At 57.4% G+C, this 16,177-nt stretch carries 14 protein-coding genes; 11 read left to right on the forward strand and 3 right to left on the reverse strand.

Annotated features, from left to right (window positions below; all coding sequences use genetic code 11):
- The first annotated feature begins 32 nt into the window (after positions 1-32).
- The 4 genes from cysQ to SIB38_RS03600 are packed head-to-tail and all read left to right on the forward strand — an operon-like array spanning position 33 to position 3,974.
- Entirely contained in the window at positions 33-851 is an 819-nt protein-coding gene (gene cysQ / locus SIB38_RS03585) for a 3'(2'),5'-bisphosphate nucleotidase CysQ (RefSeq protein ID WP_412551406.1), read from the forward strand.
- Complete coding sequence (locus SIB38_RS03590) at positions 851-1,651, forward strand: 3-deoxy-manno-octulosonate cytidylyltransferase (RefSeq protein WP_412551407.1); 801 nt, start codon at positions 851-853, stop codon at positions 1,649-1,651. The genes cysQ and SIB38_RS03590 overlap by 1 nt, the downstream gene beginning before the upstream one ends.
- The gene (locus SIB38_RS03595) at positions 1,648-2,949 is read left to right on the forward strand and encodes a glycosyltransferase family 2 protein (RefSeq protein ID WP_412551408.1); all 1,302 of its coding nucleotides are present in this window, start codon (positions 1,648-1,650) and stop codon (positions 2,947-2,949) included. The genes SIB38_RS03590 and SIB38_RS03595 overlap by 4 nt, the downstream gene beginning before the upstream one ends.
- Positions 2,946-3,974 (forward strand): SDR family NAD(P)-dependent oxidoreductase, encoded by a 1,029-nt coding sequence (locus SIB38_RS03600; protein WP_412551409.1) that lies wholly within the window; start codon positions 2,946-2,948, stop codon positions 3,972-3,974. The genes SIB38_RS03595 and SIB38_RS03600 overlap by 4 nt, the downstream gene beginning before the upstream one ends.
- A gap of 6 nt (positions 3,975-3,980) precedes the next feature.
- Here SIB38_RS03600 and SIB38_RS03605 read toward each other — a convergent pair whose 3' ends face one another.
- Entirely contained in the window at positions 3,981-5,876 is a 1,896-nt protein-coding gene (locus SIB38_RS03605) for a polysaccharide biosynthesis protein (RefSeq protein ID WP_412551410.1), read from the reverse strand.
- A gap of 368 nt (positions 5,877-6,244) precedes the next feature.
- Here SIB38_RS03605 and SIB38_RS03610 point away from each other — a divergent pair, with 368 nt between their 5' ends.
- The 7 genes from SIB38_RS03610 (at position 6,245) to SIB38_RS03640 (ending at position 14,851) form a co-directional block, all read left to right on the forward strand.
- The gene (locus SIB38_RS03610; protein WP_294117953.1) at positions 6,245-7,348 is read left to right on the forward strand and encodes a polysaccharide biosynthesis/export family protein; all 1,104 of its coding nucleotides are present in this window, start codon (positions 6,245-6,247) and stop codon (positions 7,346-7,348) included.
- A gap of 198 nt (positions 7,349-7,546) precedes the next feature.
- Positions 7,547-8,440 (forward strand): UTP--glucose-1-phosphate uridylyltransferase GalU, encoded by an 894-nt coding sequence (gene galU / locus SIB38_RS03615; RefSeq protein ID WP_412551411.1) that lies wholly within the window; start codon positions 7,547-7,549, stop codon positions 8,438-8,440.
- Positions 8,441-8,463: 23 nt separating this feature from the next.
- A complete protein-coding gene (galE, locus tag SIB38_RS03620; protein ID WP_412551412.1) occupies positions 8,464-9,447 on the forward strand; it encodes a UDP-glucose 4-epimerase GalE in 984 nt (327 codons plus the stop codon).
- 22 nt (positions 9,448-9,469) lie between these two features.
- Positions 9,470-10,666, forward strand: coding sequence for a glycosyltransferase family 4 protein (locus tag SIB38_RS03625; RefSeq protein ID WP_412551413.1), 1,197 nt, complete (start codon positions 9,470-9,472; stop codon positions 10,664-10,666).
- Between the two features lie 49 nt (positions 10,667-10,715).
- Positions 10,716-11,726: a glycosyltransferase family 2 protein gene (locus SIB38_RS03630; RefSeq protein WP_412551414.1), complete on the forward strand. Its 1,011-nt coding sequence runs from the start codon at positions 10,716-10,718 to the stop codon at positions 11,724-11,726.
- Entirely contained in the window at positions 11,723-13,420 is a 1,698-nt protein-coding gene (locus SIB38_RS03635; RefSeq protein ID WP_412551415.1) for a beta-1,6-N-acetylglucosaminyltransferase, read from the forward strand. Before SIB38_RS03630 ends, SIB38_RS03635 begins: the two co-directional genes overlap by 4 nt.
- A gap of 6 nt (positions 13,421-13,426) precedes the next feature.
- Positions 13,427-14,851, forward strand: a complete 1,425-nt coding sequence (locus SIB38_RS03640) for a sulfotransferase family 2 domain-containing protein (RefSeq protein ID WP_412551416.1) — start codon at positions 13,427-13,429, stop codon at positions 14,849-14,851.
- Between the two features lie 57 nt (positions 14,852-14,908).
- Here SIB38_RS03640 and SIB38_RS03645 read toward each other — a convergent pair whose 3' ends face one another.
- Together SIB38_RS03645 and hpf are read right to left on the reverse strand one after the other, a co-directional pair.
- On the reverse strand, positions 14,909-15,373 hold the full coding sequence (locus tag SIB38_RS03645) for a PTS sugar transporter subunit IIA (protein WP_412551417.1): 465 nt from the start codon (positions 15,371-15,373) through the stop codon (positions 14,909-14,911).
- 42 nt (positions 15,374-15,415) lie between these two features.
- Positions 15,416-15,985, reverse strand: a complete 570-nt coding sequence (hpf, locus tag SIB38_RS03650) for a ribosome hibernation-promoting factor, HPF/YfiA family (protein WP_168590870.1) — start codon at positions 15,983-15,985, stop codon at positions 15,416-15,418.
- Positions 15,986-16,177: the final 192 nt, after the last annotated feature.

Below are 16,177 nucleotides of genomic sequence, written 5' to 3' on the forward strand. Positions count from 1 at the left end.
AGCATAAGGGGCGCGATGGAAATAAACAACAAATGCCTTTTAGGAGACGTATTTTGAATTACGACAGTTTGATCCCGGTTATTCGCAAGCTGGCCATTGAGGCTGGTGCCGAAATTATGAAGATTTATCAGGCGGATGACTTTGACGTGAAAGTCAAAAGCGACGACAGCCCGGTGACGGCGGCGGATGAGGCGGCAGATGCGCTGATTTCGGCCGGTTTGCGGGCGGCATTTCCGGATGTGATGCTGGTGACCGAGGAACAGGCGGAGAGCCACACAGCGAAAGGCGATACATTTTTGATCGTTGATCCGCTGGATGGCACCAAAGAGTTCATTCATCGCCGTGGCGATTTCACCGTGAACATTGCCTACGTCGAAAACGGCGTGCCACAACGTGGTGTGGTCTACGCCCCGGCGCGGGAGCGGATGTTCTTTACCCAAGCGGACGGTCAAGCGGTGGAAGAGACCGGCGCGTTTGATCCGGAGACCGTGGGTGCGGTCAAAGCGATCAATGTGGCGGACAGCGACAACGCGGCGCTTTATGTGGTTGCGTCCAAGTCCCACCGCGATCAGGCGACCGACGACTACATCAATAAATACAATGTCAAAGACATGAAAAGCGCGGGCTCCTCGCTGAAGTTCTGTCTGGTGGCCACCGGTGAAGCGGACATTTACCCGCGTGTGGGGCGCACCATGGAGTGGGACACAGCAGCCGGTCACGCGGTGCTGTTGGGGGCCGGCGGCGATGTTGTGCGGTTTGATGACCACACGCCGCTGAAGTACGGTAAAGAGGATTTTGCCAACCCGTTCTTCATTGCCTACACCCCGAAAGTGGAGCTGAAAGAAGCCTGATGTCTGTCCTGATCGTCATTCCGGCGCGTTATGCGTCCACACGCTATCCCGGCAAACCGCTGGCGGAACTCAAAGGCGCAACCGGGGAGGTGAAAAGCCTGATCCGGCGCAGTTGGGAAGCCGCTTGTGCGGTCAAAGGTGTGGATCGCGTGGTTGTGGCGACGGATGACGATCGCATCAAGGCAGCAAGCGAAGCCTTTGGCGCAGAGGTGGTGATGACCTCGCCGGACTGCGCCAATGGCACCGAACGCTGTGCCGAGGCGTTTGACGTCTTGGGTGGCGGTTATGAGATTGTGGTGAACCTGCAAGGGGACGCGCCACTGACACCGGCCTGGTTTGTCGAAGATCTGGTCAAAGGGCTGCGCAACGATCCGGTGGCTGAGGTGGCGACGCCGGTGTTGCGCTGTGACGGGCGGGCGCTTAACGGCTTTTTGGAAGATCGTAGGGCCGGGCGCGTTGGCGGCACCACAGCGGTGTTTTCCAAAGATCGCCATGCGCTCTATTTCTCCAAGGAAGTGGTGCCGTTCACCGATGCCACCTTTGCCGATGAGGACGAAACGCCGGTGTTTCACCACGTGGGCGTCTATGCCTATCGGCCGTCGGCGCTGGGCGCGTATCCGCGTTGGGACGCCGGACCGCTGGAGCAGCTGGAAGGGCTGGAGCAGTTGCGGTTCATGGAGCAGGGTCGGCAAGTGCTCTGCGTGGAAGTCGAGGCGCGCGGGCGGCAGTTCTGGGAGCTGAACAACCCTGAAGATGTGCCCCGTCTTGAAGCGATGATGGCGCAGATGGGCACCGCATGAGCCTGTCCGCCGGACAGCCAACCATCAGCGTGGTGGTTGTGAGCTGGCGGCGGCCGGAAGCGCTTAAGCGTGCCTTGGTGGGCATCTCGCAACTGCGCTATCCGGCGTTTGAGGTTGTGGTTGTCGCGGACGCGGCAGGCGTGGCAGCGGCCACAGACTTGCCGTTTGGCGATCTGCTCAAAACGGTGGAATACGAAACCCCCAACATTTCGGCGGCGCGCAATCGTGGCATTGCCCATGCGGCAGGTGAGGTTGTGGCGTTTATCGATGACGATGCGGTGCCGGAAACCGGGTGGCTGCACCATTTGGCAGCTCCGTTTGCCAAACCAGACGTGGCGGCAGCGGGCGGATATGTGCGCGGGCGAAATGGGATCAGCTTTCAGTGGCAAGCGCAGAGTGTTGATGGCACGGGCGCGGGGGTGCCGTTTGAAATCAAGGGCGATGATCCGGTGGTGCTGACTCCAAATGCGGAGCGGGCGATCAAGACCGAAGGCACCAATATGGCGTTTCGGCGTGAGGTGTTGGCGGACCTTGGCGGGTTTGATCCGGCGTTTCACTACTATCTGGATGAAACCGATCTAAACCTGCGGTTGGCGGCAGCCGGGTATAAGACCGCGATTGTGCCGCGGGCCGAGGTACATCATGGGTTTGCGGAGAACCAACAGCGCACAGCGGCCCGAGTGCCGCGGGATCTGAGCGAGATCGGGGCCAGCAAAGCGGTGTTTTTGCGCAAGCATTGTCCCGAAGCGCAAAGGGATGCGGTTTGGAAAGCCTTTTGCCAGGGGCAGCGGCGGCGATTGTTAAGTCATATGGTGGCAGGCCACATCATGCCCGGCGATGTGCGCCGGCTGATGCGCGGTTTGCAGCAAGGTTATGCGGACGGGCAGACACGGGTGCTGGGCCAGACGCCGGAACTATCTCGTTCGGCGGAGGGCTTTGCGCCTTTGGAGGTTGAGGCCGGTCCGCAGGTGGTGATCTTTGGACGCTATTGGCGGCGGTGCGCGATATTGCGCGAGGCCAAACAGGCGGCGCAGAACGGCAAGCTTCCTTCAGCATTCCTCTTCTCACGTACGGGGCTGTTCCATTCGGTGCGCTTTGATCCGGCTGGGTTCTGGATACAGCGCGGCGGGTTGTTTGGGCGCTCTGAACGGCGCCAGTCGCTGTTTCGCATCGGCGGCTTTGGCGCACGTCTAAAGCAGGAATTTCAACGGGTTGCAACCCAGCGGCTTTTGTCAGAGACACTGTTGCCCAAACAATTGCAGACAAAACAACAAGCTCAGAGACGGAGCAGATCATGACGCAGGATCAACAACGTACGGCCCTGGTGACGGGCACCGCCGGGTTCATTGGCTTTCACACCGCAGAGCGGTTGTTGCAGGAAGGTTGGAAGGTTGTCGGGTTGGACGCGATGACCGATTATTACGATGTAACCCTGAAAGAGCAGCGTCATGCGATCCTGAAGCAGAGCGCGCAGTTCACCGCTGTGGAAGATCGGCTGGAAGGCGACGGTGTCTTAATGGGGTTGTTTGCCGCGCACAAGCCGGATGTGGTGATCCATCTCGCGGCGCAGGCCGGGGTGCGCTATTCGATTGATGCGCCGCGTTCTTATGTGGAGGCCAACCTCGTGGGCACGTTTGAGCTGCTGGAAGCCGCGCGTGCCCATCCGCCGCAGCACATGTTGCTGGCGTCTACCAGTTCGGCCTATGGCGCCAATACCGAGATGCCTTATGCGGAGACCCATAAGGCCGACAGCCAGATGTCGTTTTATGCGGCGACCAAAAAGGCCAACGAGGTCATGGCGCATTCCTATGCGCATCTCTACCACCTGCCGACGACGATGTTCCGGTTTTTCACGGTCTATGGCCCGTGGGGACGGCCGGACATGGCGCTGTTCAAATTCACCAAGGCGATTTTGGAAGGCAGCGCGATCGACATATATAACCACGGCGATATGAGCCGGGATTTTACCTATATCGATGATCTGGTGACTGGCATTGTGAACCTGATTGAGGCTGCGCCAGAGGCTGCGGAGGGCCGCGAGGGCGCGCGCGATGGCGACAGCCTGAGCCCGGTGGCGCCGTGGCGGGTGGTGAACATTGGCAATGGGCAGCCGGTGCAGCTGATGAAGTTTGTTGAGGCCATTGAAACGGCGCTGGACCAGGAGGCTAAGAAGAACTTCATGGACATGCAGCCGGGCGATGTGCCTGCGACCTGGGCGGATGCGCGGCTGTTGGAGCAGTTGACCGGCACCATCCCGCAAACGCCCGTGGAGGAGGGTGTTGCGAAGTTTGTGGCGTGGTATCGCGAGTATTACGGCGTTTAATAGCGCTTAGGATTCGCCCACAGCGGAGAGCGCCGGAGTCTTGGGTGGGGTGAGTGCGGCAACTTCGGTGTCCTCGTTTTCCACGTAGCGCCGCAGGGTTGCGGTCAGCAGGTTGAGGTCGCGGGCTTCGATGGCGCGCCGGAGTTCTTGCAGCGCGCTGGCGATTTGCAGCTCCGAGAGCATTTTTTCCTGCGCGCGCATGATTTTGGGATGCGGCGTGGTGAGCATGTCGCTGCCGATCAGCAGCTCCTCATGCATTTTTTCGCCCTCTTGCAGGCCGGTGAAAGTGATCGCGATGTCCCCAGCCGGATTAGTTTCGTCCCGGACGGAGTGTCCTGCTGCTTCGATCATTTTACGGGCCATATCGTGGATTGAGACAGGCTCGCCCATGTCCAGAACAAACACATCGCCGCCACGGGAAAAGCTGCCCGCCAGCAGCACCAGACGTACCGCTTCATCAATGGTCATGAAGTAGCGCGTGACCTCTGGATGGGTCACAGTCACAGGGCCAAGGTCGCGGATTTGTTTCTGGAACAACGGGATGACAGAGCCGGACGACCCCAGCACATTACCAAAGCGTACCATGGAGAACTTGGTGTTTTCAGACCGTTTGGCGAGATCCTGAATGACAAGTTCTGCCATTCTCTTGGTGCAGCCCATCATGGAGGACGGGCGCACGGCTTTGTCTGTGGAGACAAGAATAAAGCGATCCACGCGGGCCAGGCGTGCCTCCTCTGCAAGCACACGGGTGCCGATCACGTTGTTGCGCACGCCTTCAAACGCGTTGGTTTCCACAAGGTTTACGTGTTTGTAAGCCGCGGCGTGGAACACCACTTCGATCTGATGCTTCATCAGGGTTTCGCGCATCAGTTCCGGATGTTCGATGCTCCCCAGAACGGCGGTCATGCGCAAACCGGGGTTTTCCTGTTTCAGCTCGTTGGCGATTTTGTAGAGCGCGAACTCGCTGTGGTCGACCAGCACCAGTTCCTGAGGTCGGCAGCGGGCAATCTGGCGGCAGAGTTCGCCGCCGATAGATCCGCCAGCGCCAGTCACAAGAATGCGGTGGTCGCGGTAGGTGCTTTCGGTTTGCGGCAGTTCGCTTTCAACGGCGTCACGGCCCAGTAGGGTATCGAGCTGGATCGGGGCGGCAGCGGTGGCTTCTTCGCCGCGCAAAACGATGTCGGCAAAGGAGGGTAAGGCCAGCACTTCGCAGCCCAGGGCGGACAGGCGTTTGCCAATTTGCAGCCGCACGGATTGGTTGGCAGACGGCATGGCCAGAACGACACGGTCGATGCGGTTGCGGCGGACAATGGCGGCAATGCGCTTGGGGGAGTGGACCTTAAGCCCCAGGATGGTGAGCTTTTGCAGGTTTGGATTGTCGTCGATAAAGCCGAAGGGTTTGAACTCGTGATCGGTTTGCAGCGCGGCGGCCATTTGCTGGCCGGTCTGGCCCGCGCCATAGATCAGCACCTGTTTGCGGGGCATTTGGGTTGTGTAGATACGCTCGACAATGCGCAACATCACAAAGCGGCTGCCAACCGAAAGGAAGGCAAACAGGGCACCAAACTCCAGCATGGTGCTGAGGGACAAGTGGGACGGGCCGATGGCTTCGGCGACCACATAGCCGGTGACGGACAGGGCCACGGCAACGATGAAAACTTTGGCCACTTCGTCAATGCCGAAGGTGTTGAGTTTCACACGGTTAAGGCCAAAACCGTGCAGAGCGACTGCGCCCACCGCCAGTACCGCAGGGAGGTACCAGGCCACGGTCATCCATTGGGTCGATTCGGCGGTGTTAGAGAAGGCCACGCACAGCGCAAAAATGATCGCCGCGAGATCGACGCACAAAAGCACAATCGCTTTCTGCAAGTGCGTCAGGTTCGTTAGAAGTTTGAAAAGCATAATGTTTGCTCACAAATCGGGCTAAATTGGATCGTTTAAAAATACGTCTTGAGCTTTGCTGAGAAATGTAGGGAATTCTTCCCGAAAGAGTATTTGTCTTTGGTGGTAGTGGCATGCCGCCTTGAACGGGCACGGTTAACTTATATTACACGGTACTCAAAATTTGAATTGGTTTCTAAACCATTTGTTAACACCTGCCAACACTGCATGGGTGCTGCCCAAAAAATAGGCAAAGGTCTGCCTGTGCGGTGTGTCGCGGAGATGTTGGCAGAGTCCGGCGGGACACAGCAGGTGGAAAAGTTAAGAGTGAGCGCTTGTTTTTGGGCAGAGACCGGTTCTAAAAGATTAAAAAAATTATGAGGCGAATTATGCGGCGAGTGGGTTTGAAGGCAGTTTTGGCGCTTGCCATGCTCTCCATTGCTGGGTGTTCGCTGCCGCGTGGCGGTCCAATCGCATCTGAACTTGTCGGTGAGTCTGCTGTGCCGCAAGACATTCAGGTCGCAGAAGTTACCCGACAAAATGTCTCCCAGATCGGAAAGTGGCCGGAGACCGGCTGGCACGGACATTACCATTGGTTTGCCCGCTCGCCGGGCCCCAAAAGCCGGATTATCCAGACCGGCGATCAGGTCACGCTGACGGTTTGGGACAATCAGGAAAACTCACTGTTGCTTGGTCCGGCGGATCGGTCTGTGCCGCTGCGGCCGGTGGAGGTTACGGAAGCGGGTACGATCTTTGTACCTTATGTGAATGACATTATGGTGGCGGGGCTGACGCCGTATCAGGCGCGGGAGAAAATTCAGGGGCAGATGACCCCGATTGCACCGTCCGCTCAGGTTCAGATCGATGTGATTCCCGGGCCATCTAACTCGGTGGATGTGGTCACAGGGGTAGCCTCTCCCAGCCGGTTGCCGCTGTCGGATCGTAATGTCTCTATTCTTTCGGTGATTGCACAATCTGGTGGGGTGAGTGAGAGCATTACCAACCCGCTGGTGCGGTTGCAGCGGCAGGGGAAGTCTTACGAAATTCCACTGGATAGCTTGCTGAAAGACCCGGCCAAGAACGTGATCATGCGCGGTGGCGATCAACTGATTGTCGAGGAAGAAGAGCGGTATTTTGTGGCGGTGGGCTCCACCACCAAAGAAGAGTTGGTCTATTTCCATCAGGAGCACATCACGGCGCTTGAGGCGGTGTCTTTGCTGGGCGGGCTAAACGATGCCCGCGCCAACCCACAGGGGCTGTTTGTGTTGCGTCAGTACCCGGAGTCCGCCGTTCGTCAGGATGGCACCGGCCCGGCGTCCCAACATGTGATTTTCCGGTTCGATTTGACCAAGGCGGATGAGTTGTTTGGTGCCAAGAACTTCCATGTGCAGCCAGCGGATATTGTGGTTGCCAGTGAGTCGGCAGTGAAACCGGCACAGGCGGTGATTGCGCTGGTCGGCTCGTTGTTTGCCATTTCGAACGTATTTAATTGATGCGGTTATACAAAGCGCCCGTTAAAAGGGCGGTGTGGGAAAGACTCGGACGGCTTGCTTTGTTTGTGTAGAAATGGACGCAAAATCGTGTTATCGCCGAATGTAATTTAAAAAAGAATTTTCATCATTTAGTCGATAGTTTGTAGGTTGGTGTCCAGCTATGTGGCGCCACAGCACAGTGACCAGAGAGAGCGACCAATGCAGCGTAAAGTTACCAAGGCCATTTTTCCTGTAGCGGGCATGGGGACCCGGTTTTTGCCGGCGACAAAATCAGTACCCAAGGAAATCATGACATTGGTGGATCGTCCGTTGATCCAATATGCGATTGATGAGGCGCGTGAGGCGGGAATCACGGAATTCATCTTTGTGACCTCGCGGGGCAAAGGCGCGCTCGAAGATTATTTCGACTGTGCACCCCAGCTGGAACAGACGCTGCGCGAAAAAGGAAAAACCGACCTGTTGGCAGCTGTGGAAGCGACCACTATGGAAAGCGGAGCAATTGCCTATATCCGCCAACACAAGGCGATGGGGCTTGGCCATGCGGTGGCCTGTGCCAGCCGTCTGGTGGCGGATGAGCCTTTTGCGGTGATCCTGCCGGATGATGTGATTGCCGGGGAGACCTCCTGTCTGAAGCAGATGGTCGACGCCTATCAGGAAACCGGTGGGTGCATGGTGGCCGCCATGGAAGTGCCTCCGTCCAAAGCCTCGTCTTACGGCGTGCTGGATGTGAAAGAAGACATGGGGTCGATGGTTTCTGTCAAAGGCATGGTGGAAAAACCTGCACCAGGGACCGAACCGTCCAATCTGGCGGTGATTGGCCGTTATATTCTGACGCCGGACATCTTCACCAACCTCAAAGGACAGGGTGAAGGCGCGGGCGGTGAGATCCAGCTGACCGACGCGATTGCCACCGAGATTGCCAAAGGTGAAAACGTGTTTGGCTATCGCTTCCAGGGCCAGCGGTACGATTGCGGCTCCAAAGCGGGCTTCTTGCAGGCCACTGTGGCCTTTGCGTTGGAACGCGATGATCTGCGTGATGAGCTGTCCCAGTATCTTGAAGAGCTGGTGGTGGCCCGCCGCGCCGCGGAATAAGAGCCCCTGAAAGGACTACTAAAGTGAACCACGTAATCGTCACAGGCGGCGCGGGCTACATTGGCTCGCACGCGTGCAAAGCTTTGGCACGTGCCGGCTTTGTACCTGTCACTTTCGATAATCTTGTCACCGGTTGGGAAGATGCGGTCAAATTTGGCCCCTTTGAAAAGGGCGACCTGCTGGACCGCGCGCGGCTGGATGAGGTGTTTTCTGCATATGAGCCGGTCGCGGTCATGCATTTTGCAGCGCTGTCTCAGGTTGGCGAAAGCATGAAGGCGCCAGGGAAATACTGGCTTAACAACGTCCAGGGCTCTCTGAATCTGATTGAGGCGACGGTGGAAGCTGGGGTGCGCAATTTTGTGTTCTCTTCAACCTGTGCGACCTATGGCGACCATGACAATGTGACGCTTGATGAAAGTGTCGAGCAATTGCCGATCAATGCCTATGGGGCGTCAAAGCGGGCCATCGAAGATATGCTGCGTGATTTTGATGCGGCCTATGGGCTGCATTCGGTGATCTTCCGGTATTTCAATGTGGCAGGTGCCGACCCGGATGCGGAGGTGGGCGAATTCCACCAGCCGGAAACCCATCTGATCCCGCTGATGCTGGACGCGATTGATGGCAAACGGGATGCGCTGACCATTTTTGGTACGGACTACGACACGCCCGATGGCACCTGTATTCGCGACTATGTGCATGTCTGCGATCTGGTGGATGCGCATGTTCTGGGGCTCAAGCGTCTTTTGGATGGGCATGGCAGCCGGGTGTTCAACCTAGGAACTGGCACCGGGTTTTCGGTGCGCGAGGTGATTGACCAATCCCGGGCAGTAACAAACCGGGCGGTGCCCTACAATGAGGGCCCACGCCGTGCTGGCGATTGCACCAAGCTGGTCTCCGGCTCGACACGGGCGGAGAAAGAGCTAGGGTGGGAGCCGAAACGCTCCAAGATGGACCTGATGATTGCCGATGCATGGAGATGGCATCAATACGGGCATTACGACAAGTAATCCCCCCGCTCGACTTCTGGAAATGACACGGGTGCTGGCCCTTGCCGGGCGGCGCCCGTCTGGTGTGGATCGGGTGTGTCTCGCGTATCTGCGCGCAGTGTTGGCGGATGATGTGCCGTGCTTTGGCTTGGTGCGGACCGGGTTGGGCTATGTGCTGCTCGATCAGGTTGGGATGCAGGCCTGTCTGGAGGCGATTGAAGGGCAACGAAACTGGCCTTCGCCGGATTTTGTGTCTCGGTTGCGCCACCGCGCGGGTAGTCCGCGACGAGTGACTGACACGATTGCGCGGCAGGCGGCGATTGCGCGGGCGCGGCCTCGTGGTCTGGGGCGCATGTTACGGCGGTATTTGCCCACGCGGAGTGTGTATCTCAACGTCGATCAGACCACGTTCACAACCCGTGTGGCGCGGGCTGTGAAGCGTGTCAAAGGCGGTAAGATCACGGTGTTTTTGCATGACACTATTCCGTTGGATCATCCGCAGTACCAGACGCCGAAGTCGGTGGAAAAGCTGTCGGCCATTCTGAAACGCTGTGCCGGGTTCGCGGATTTGATCCTGACCAATTCACATATCTCAGCCAGTGACATCACCCGCCACATGTCGCCTCTGGGGGAGGTGCCACCCGTTGAGGTTGCGCATCTTGGGGTGGAGGATGATTTTTTCGAAAGCGAGAACAATGTCGTGAGCGTTAGCGTGGCTGCGCCCTATTTTCTGTGTTTGGGCACCATTGAGCCGCGCAAGAATATCGGGTTCCTGTTGGACCTGTGGGAAGGAATGGCAGAGCGGTTTCCAGCGAGCGAGATGCCACATTTGGTGATCGCGGGACGCCGTGGGTGGGAGAGCGTCGACGTATTGGCGCGGCTCGAATCATCGCCTCTAAGGGGTCAGTTTCTGTTGGAATTTAATGATTTAGAGGATTTGGAACTGAAGTCCTTGATGGCGGGTGCGGCTGGCTTGCTGTTCCCGAGCCATGCGGAAGGATTTGGCTTGCCCCCCGTTGAAGCCGCGGCGATGGGGGTGCCGGTGGTGGCCAATACCTTGCCGGTTTTGCGGGAAATTCTCGGGGATTATCCCATTTACGCAAGCGTTTCAGATGTTTATCTATGGGAAACAATCGTTCGGTCCCTGGTCACTGCACAAGAGGCTGAATCAGAGACAAATTTGCGTTATTCCCCACCCACCTGGGAGGCGCATTTCAATACGGTCTTAAGGGTCACGTGATACACCCTGTAGCTGGACCTTCAAAGATTGGGAAAGGTTGAGGACAGGGGTGAGTGCGCTGCAATCATATCGGCTTCGGATCAGACGCCGGCATCGTCTTGTGCGCGCGATCCGGAAGCGGCGTGAGCTGCGCAGCATGTCGGACCGCACGGCGCAGATCAAATCGTCGGACCTTCTTGCGTTTTCAACCTTGCGCAACGAGCATACCCGTCTGCCGTATTTTCTCGACTACTACCGCAATAAGGGCATCAATCACTTCCTGATGGTGGACAACGACAGCGACGACGGTTCGCTGGAGTATCTGATGGAGCAGCCGGATGTGTCGGTCTGGCACACCCGCAAGAGCTACAAGAAGTCCAAGTTTGGGGTGGATTGGCTCAACTGGTTGCAGTTTAGCTATGGCCACAATCACTGGTGTCTGGTGGTCGATCCCGACGAGTTCTTTATCTATCCATTCTGCGACACGCGCCCGATCCGGGCGTTGACCGATTGGCTGGATGCCAGCTCGATCAAGTCGTTTAGTGCAATGCTGTTGGATATGTATCCGCGCGGGCCGATCACCGAGCAGCCGTATCAAGCGGGGCAGGACCCGATGGAAATTGCCTGCTGGTTTGATGCGGGCAATTACACGATGACCAAGAACCCGCAGTATGGAAATTTGTGGATTCAGGGTGGGCCACGGTCTCGGGTGTTTTTCCCAAATGAGCCGGAACTGGCCCCGGCGCTGAACAAAATCCCGTTGGTGAAATGGAACCGGCGCTATTGCTATGCCAGTTCGACCCATATGCTACTGCCGCGTGGTTTGAACCAGGTGTATGACGAGTGGGGCGGGGAGAAGGCCTCTGGCCTGCTGCTGCACGCGAAGTTTCTGGATACATTCACCGCCAAGGCGGAAGAGGAGCTGGTGCGCAATCAGCATTACTCCGCAAGTGTGGAATACAAGGCTTATGCCGAGCGGCTGCGGGACGCGCCGGAGCTGTGGTGCAAGTGGAGCGAGAAATACATCAACTGGCGCCAGCTTGAGATTCTGGGCCTCATGTCCAAGGGGAACTGGGCATGAGTGTGGGCATTCTCATGTTGGTGCACACCGCCTTTGACCGCGCAGAGCAAGTGGCGCGGCACTGGACGAAATACGGCTGTCCGGTGGTGATCCATGTGGATGCTTCGGTGAAGCCCAAGGCGCATAAGAAGTTTGTCAAAGCGCTGGAAGATGTGGCGGATGTACGCTTCTGCAAACGGCACAAATGTGAATGGGGCGATTGGGGGCTTGTGGCGGCAAGCCAGTCGGCAGGGGAGACCATGCTGGCCGAGTTTCCAGAGGTGCGCCACATCTACCTGTCGTCCGGATCCTGCTTGCCGTTGCGGCCGGTGCAGGAGTTGAAAGACTATCTGGCGGCGCGGCCGCGTACGGACTTCATCGAGAGTGCAACCACTGCGGATGTGCCCTGGACTGTGGGGGGATTGGATGCGGAGCGGTTTACGCTGCATTTCCCGTTCTCCTGGAAGAAGCACCGGTTCCTGTTTGACAAATGGGTCGATATTAAGCGGTTTCTGCGGGTAAAGCGGAAGATCCCCAATGGGGTTGTGCCGCATATGGGCAGCCAGTGGTGGTGCCTGACACGGCAGACGTTGTCGGCGATTTTACAAGACCCGGATCGAGAGACGTTTGATCGCTACTTCAAACGGGTGTGGATTCCGGACGAGAGCTATTTTCAGACCCTGGCGCGGCTGTATTCGAGCAATATCGAGAGCCGGTCGCTGACGCTGTCGAAGTTCGACTTCCAGGGCAAGCCGCATATCTTTTATGACGACCATTTGCAGCTGTTGAGGCGGTCTGATTGTTTTGTGGCGCGCAAAATCTGGCCACGGGCCAACAAGCTGTATAACGGCTTTTTGCGCAGCCCTGAGGGTGCCATCAAGATGAGCGAACCCAATCCGGCGAAGATTGACCGGATTTTTGCCAAGGCAGTGGAGCGACGGACCAAAGGGCGCACGGGGCTTTATATGCAGAGCCGCTATCCGAACGAGGGGTGGGAAAATGGCATGACCTTCGGGCGGTATTCGATCTTCCAAGGCTTTGCGCAGCTGTTTGAGGATTTTGAGCCATGGCTGGCCCGGGCCACTGGGACGCGGGTGCATGGGCATTTGTTTGCCCCGGAAGGGGCGGAGTTTGAAGGCCGCCAGAAAGTCATCAACGGGGCGCTGAGCGTTGATCCGAAGTCGCGCGATTACAATTCAATTGCGTTTTTGACCAATCTGATCTGGAACACACGCGGCGAACGGCAGTGTTTTCAAGTGGGGCCGCGAGACGAAGGCGCGCCAGTGTGGTTCTTTGCGAAAGACCCCAATGCGCAGGTGTCGGTGATCAGCGGGGCATGGGCGATTCCGCTGTTCAAGTCGAACCTGGACTTTGCCGACATTCGCAAAGAGGCCGCGCGGCTTCAGAAGTTGGAAAACGATCAGCTTTACGCGTTGCGCAGCCCCTATGCCAAGGCGCGGGTGCGAATCTGGACGTTGGCCGAGTTCATTGAAGCGCCGATGGAACCATTGCAGACCATCATTGATGAGATCGGGCCGGAGAAAGCGCGCCGTTTGGCGGAGGCGCCGACGATGACCGATTTGACCGGGTTTGGTCAGTTCCTGCAAAACCTGAAAAACCAAGGCATGCACCCTTACCTGATGGGCGATTTTCCCGTATCTCAGGGGGAGGCCGATCAGAAGAAACCGCCACGGAAACCCTATTTGGTGCAGTAACGCCCTATGACCAAACCCTTTGATTACTTTGTGGTCTTTGCCGAGATGCGGACCGGGTCCAATTTTCTGGAGGCCAATATCAACGGGTTTGAGGGGCTGAGCTGTCTGGGCGAAGCGTTTAATCCACATTTTATTGGATACCCCAACAAGGACGACTGTCTTGGCGTGACGTTGGAGCAGCGGACGGCGGACCCGCAGGCTTTGATTGATGCGGTGAAATCCAACGATGTGCTATCGGGGTTTCGCTACTTCCACGACCATGAGCCACGGGTGCTCAACACGATGTTGGACGACCCACGCTGTGCAAAGATCATCCTGACCCGCAATCCGCTGGACAGCTATGTGAGCTGGAAAATTGCACAGGCCACCGGGCAGTGGAAACTAACCGATGTGCGCCGGCGGCGTGACAGCAAGGTGAAGTTTGATGGCGTGGAGTTCCGGCGGCATGTGGAAGAGTTGCAGGACTTTCAGGTGTCCTTGATGCGGGCGCTTCAGGTGAGCGGCCAAACGGCGTTCTATATTGCCTATGAAGACCTGCATGATCTTCAGGTAATGAACGGTCTGGCGCGGTTTCTGGGGCATGATGAAGAGCTTGAAGAGCTGAACCAGAAGCTGAAGCGGCAGAACCCCAGCCCGTTGTCTGAGAAAGTCTCCAACTTTGGTGAAGTAACCTTGGCCCTAGCGGATTTGGATCGCTTCAACCTCAACCGCACGCCGAATTTTGAGCCGCGCCATGGGGCGGCGGTGCCAAGCTATGTGGCTTGTGCGGCGTCACCGTTGTTGTTTTTACCGTTGCGGTCCGGGCCAACGGAGGCCGTCACCAAATGGATGGCGAAGATGGATCGGGTGGGGAATGATGGTCTGATCCGCAAATTCAGCCAGAAGAGCCTGCGCCAGTGGAAGAAGGCTCATAAGGGACATCGCAGTTTTACCGTGATCCGCCACCCTGTGGCACGTGTGCATGCGGCGTTTTATGACTGCATACTGGCGGCAGAACAGGGGCCCTACAAGAAGCTGCGCAATACATTGCGGCGGGTGTACAAGATGCCGTTGCCCAAGGACCCGCCCGGGGCGGAGTACACGGCGGAGGCGCATCGGGCCGGGTTTGTGGCGTTCCTTGGATTTGTGAAGGCGAATCTGGCGGGGCAGACCAGCCTGCGGCAGGATTCGCATTGGCTCAGCCAGACCACGGCGTTGCAGGGATTCGGCGATCTGGCACTGCCGGATATGATTGTGCGCGAAGATGAGATGATGAGCTATCTGCCCGCGCTGGCGATGCAGGTGGGGCGCATGGATGCGCCGGACCCGGTAACGGTGGACACAGGGTATCCGGTGGCGCTTGAAGAGATTTACGATCAGGAGATCGAGAAGCTCTGTCAGGATATCTACAAGCGCGATTATATTGCGTTTGGGTTTGACAGCTGGACGTAAAAAAAACGCGCCGTCAGCGGGGCTGCGGCGCGTTGAAATTCTTATTTGTCGATCAGCTTAAGCTGCCTGAACTTTGTCGCCTTCGGTCAGGATCGTGAACAACGTGGCCGCGTCCGGGTTGGCGCGCAGCTTGGCGCAGATCGCGGACTCGCGCAGGTGACGGGACACTTTTGCCAAGGCTTTGAGGTGCTCGACACCGGCCTCTTCTGGGGCAAACAGCGCAAAGGCGATGTCGATTGGCTGGCGGTCCACCGAATTGAAATCAACTGGCTTTTCCAGAAGGATGAAGGCGCCAACGACGCTTTCAAGGCCTTCGAAGCGGGCGTGTGGCAAGGCCACCCCGTGGCCCACGCCGGTGGGGCCAAGGGTTTCGCGTTCAATCAGAGCTTCGACAACCGCAGGCGCGTTCAGCCCGTAAGCTGACTCGGCCAGGTCGCCAAATTCCTGCAACAAACGCTTTTTGCTTGAGGCGGCTGTCACAACACGTACCGCCTCAGGCTTGAGGATCGTAGAAAGGTCCATAGGGCCTGTATCTCCGGAGCGCGCTTTGATGCGCTTACTCACTTATGCTTGCGGATCGATCCAGCCGATATTGCCGTCCTCACGGCGATAGACCACGTTCAATCCGTCTTTACCTTCGTTCTTGAAGACAAGCACCGGGGACCCTGCAAGTTCCATCTGCATTACGGCTTCGCCAACGCTTAGGGATGGGATCTTGGTCTCCATCTCGGCAACGATGACTGGCTGCAGGGTGTCGGGCTCGGCCTCATGTTCTTCAGCTTCAGGCGCGAGGATATACGAGGAAGCGCCGAAAAGTTCAACCGGGTCCTGACGTTCCTTATGGTGATCCTTCAGACGGCGCTTATACCGACGCAGTTGTTTGTCCATTTTTTCCGCACAACTGTCAAAAGCGGCGTAGATTTCAGTTTCATGTGCTTTGGCTTGGGCAGTCAGTCCGGTGGACAGATGTACCGTGGCCTCGCAGACATATTCGTGCGCGTGTTTGGAGAACGTGATCGTCGCGTCGGTAGGTCGGCCGGCGTATTTGTCGAGCACACTGCCAAGCTCTGTTTTCACGTGAGTTTGCAGAGCATCACCAACGTCGATGTGTTTTCCGGTAATCTGATAGCGCATCCTGTCTCCTTTTCGATGACATGTCGGACCACGGGCTTGAGATGCCCGTTATCAGTTAGGTCCGAATGCTGGAAATCGACATTGCCAACCCTTGCGAAAGACCGGGCCTTTTTGCGAAGGCCGCCACGGTCACAGCGGGGAGTCGATCAAATGTCATGCGTCCATTTGAGTAGGCAGACGGTTAAGAGTCAA

Source organism: Shimia sp. MIT910701 (genome assembly GCF_047126315.1).
In the GTDB taxonomy this organism is placed as follows: Bacteria; Pseudomonadota; Alphaproteobacteria; order Rhodobacterales; family Rhodobacteraceae; genus Shimia.

What these genes read in the sequence shown, in the direction of transcription:
- cysQ (WP_412551406.1), top strand. Translation starts at nt 33, where the DNA reads ATGCCTTTTAGGAGACGTATTTTGAATTACGACAGTTTGATCCCGGTT.
- SIB38_RS03590 (WP_412551407.1), top strand. Translation starts at nt 851, where the DNA reads ATGTCTGTCCTGATCGTCATTCCGGCGCGTTATGCGTCCACACGCTAT.
- SIB38_RS03595 (WP_412551408.1), top strand. Translation starts at nt 1,648, where the DNA reads ATGAGCCTGTCCGCCGGACAGCCAACCATCAGCGTGGTGGTTGTGAGC.
- SIB38_RS03600 (WP_412551409.1), top strand. Translation starts at nt 2,946, where the DNA reads ATGACGCAGGATCAACAACGTACGGCCCTGGTGACGGGCACCGCCGGG.
- SIB38_RS03605 (WP_412551410.1), bottom strand. Translation starts at nt 5,876, where the DNA reads ATGCTTTTCAAACTTCTAACGAACCTGACGCACTTGCAGAAAGCGATT.
- SIB38_RS03610 (WP_294117953.1), top strand. Translation starts at nt 6,245, where the DNA reads ATGCGGCGAGTGGGTTTGAAGGCAGTTTTGGCGCTTGCCATGCTCTCC.
- galU (WP_412551411.1), top strand. Translation starts at nt 7,547, where the DNA reads ATGCAGCGTAAAGTTACCAAGGCCATTTTTCCTGTAGCGGGCATGGGG.
- SIB38_RS03625 (WP_412551413.1), top strand. Translation starts at nt 9,470, where the DNA reads ATGACACGGGTGCTGGCCCTTGCCGGGCGGCGCCCGTCTGGTGTGGAT.
- SIB38_RS03635 (WP_412551415.1), top strand. Translation starts at nt 11,723, where the DNA reads ATGAGTGTGGGCATTCTCATGTTGGTGCACACCGCCTTTGACCGCGCA.
- SIB38_RS03640 (WP_412551416.1), top strand. Translation starts at nt 13,427, where the DNA reads ATGACCAAACCCTTTGATTACTTTGTGGTCTTTGCCGAGATGCGGACC.
- SIB38_RS03645 (WP_412551417.1), bottom strand. Translation starts at nt 15,373, where the DNA reads ATGGACCTTTCTACGATCCTCAAGCCTGAGGCGGTACGTGTTGTGACA.
- hpf (WP_168590870.1), bottom strand. Translation starts at nt 15,985, where the DNA reads ATGCGCTATCAGATTACCGGAAAACACATCGACGTTGGTGATGCTCTG.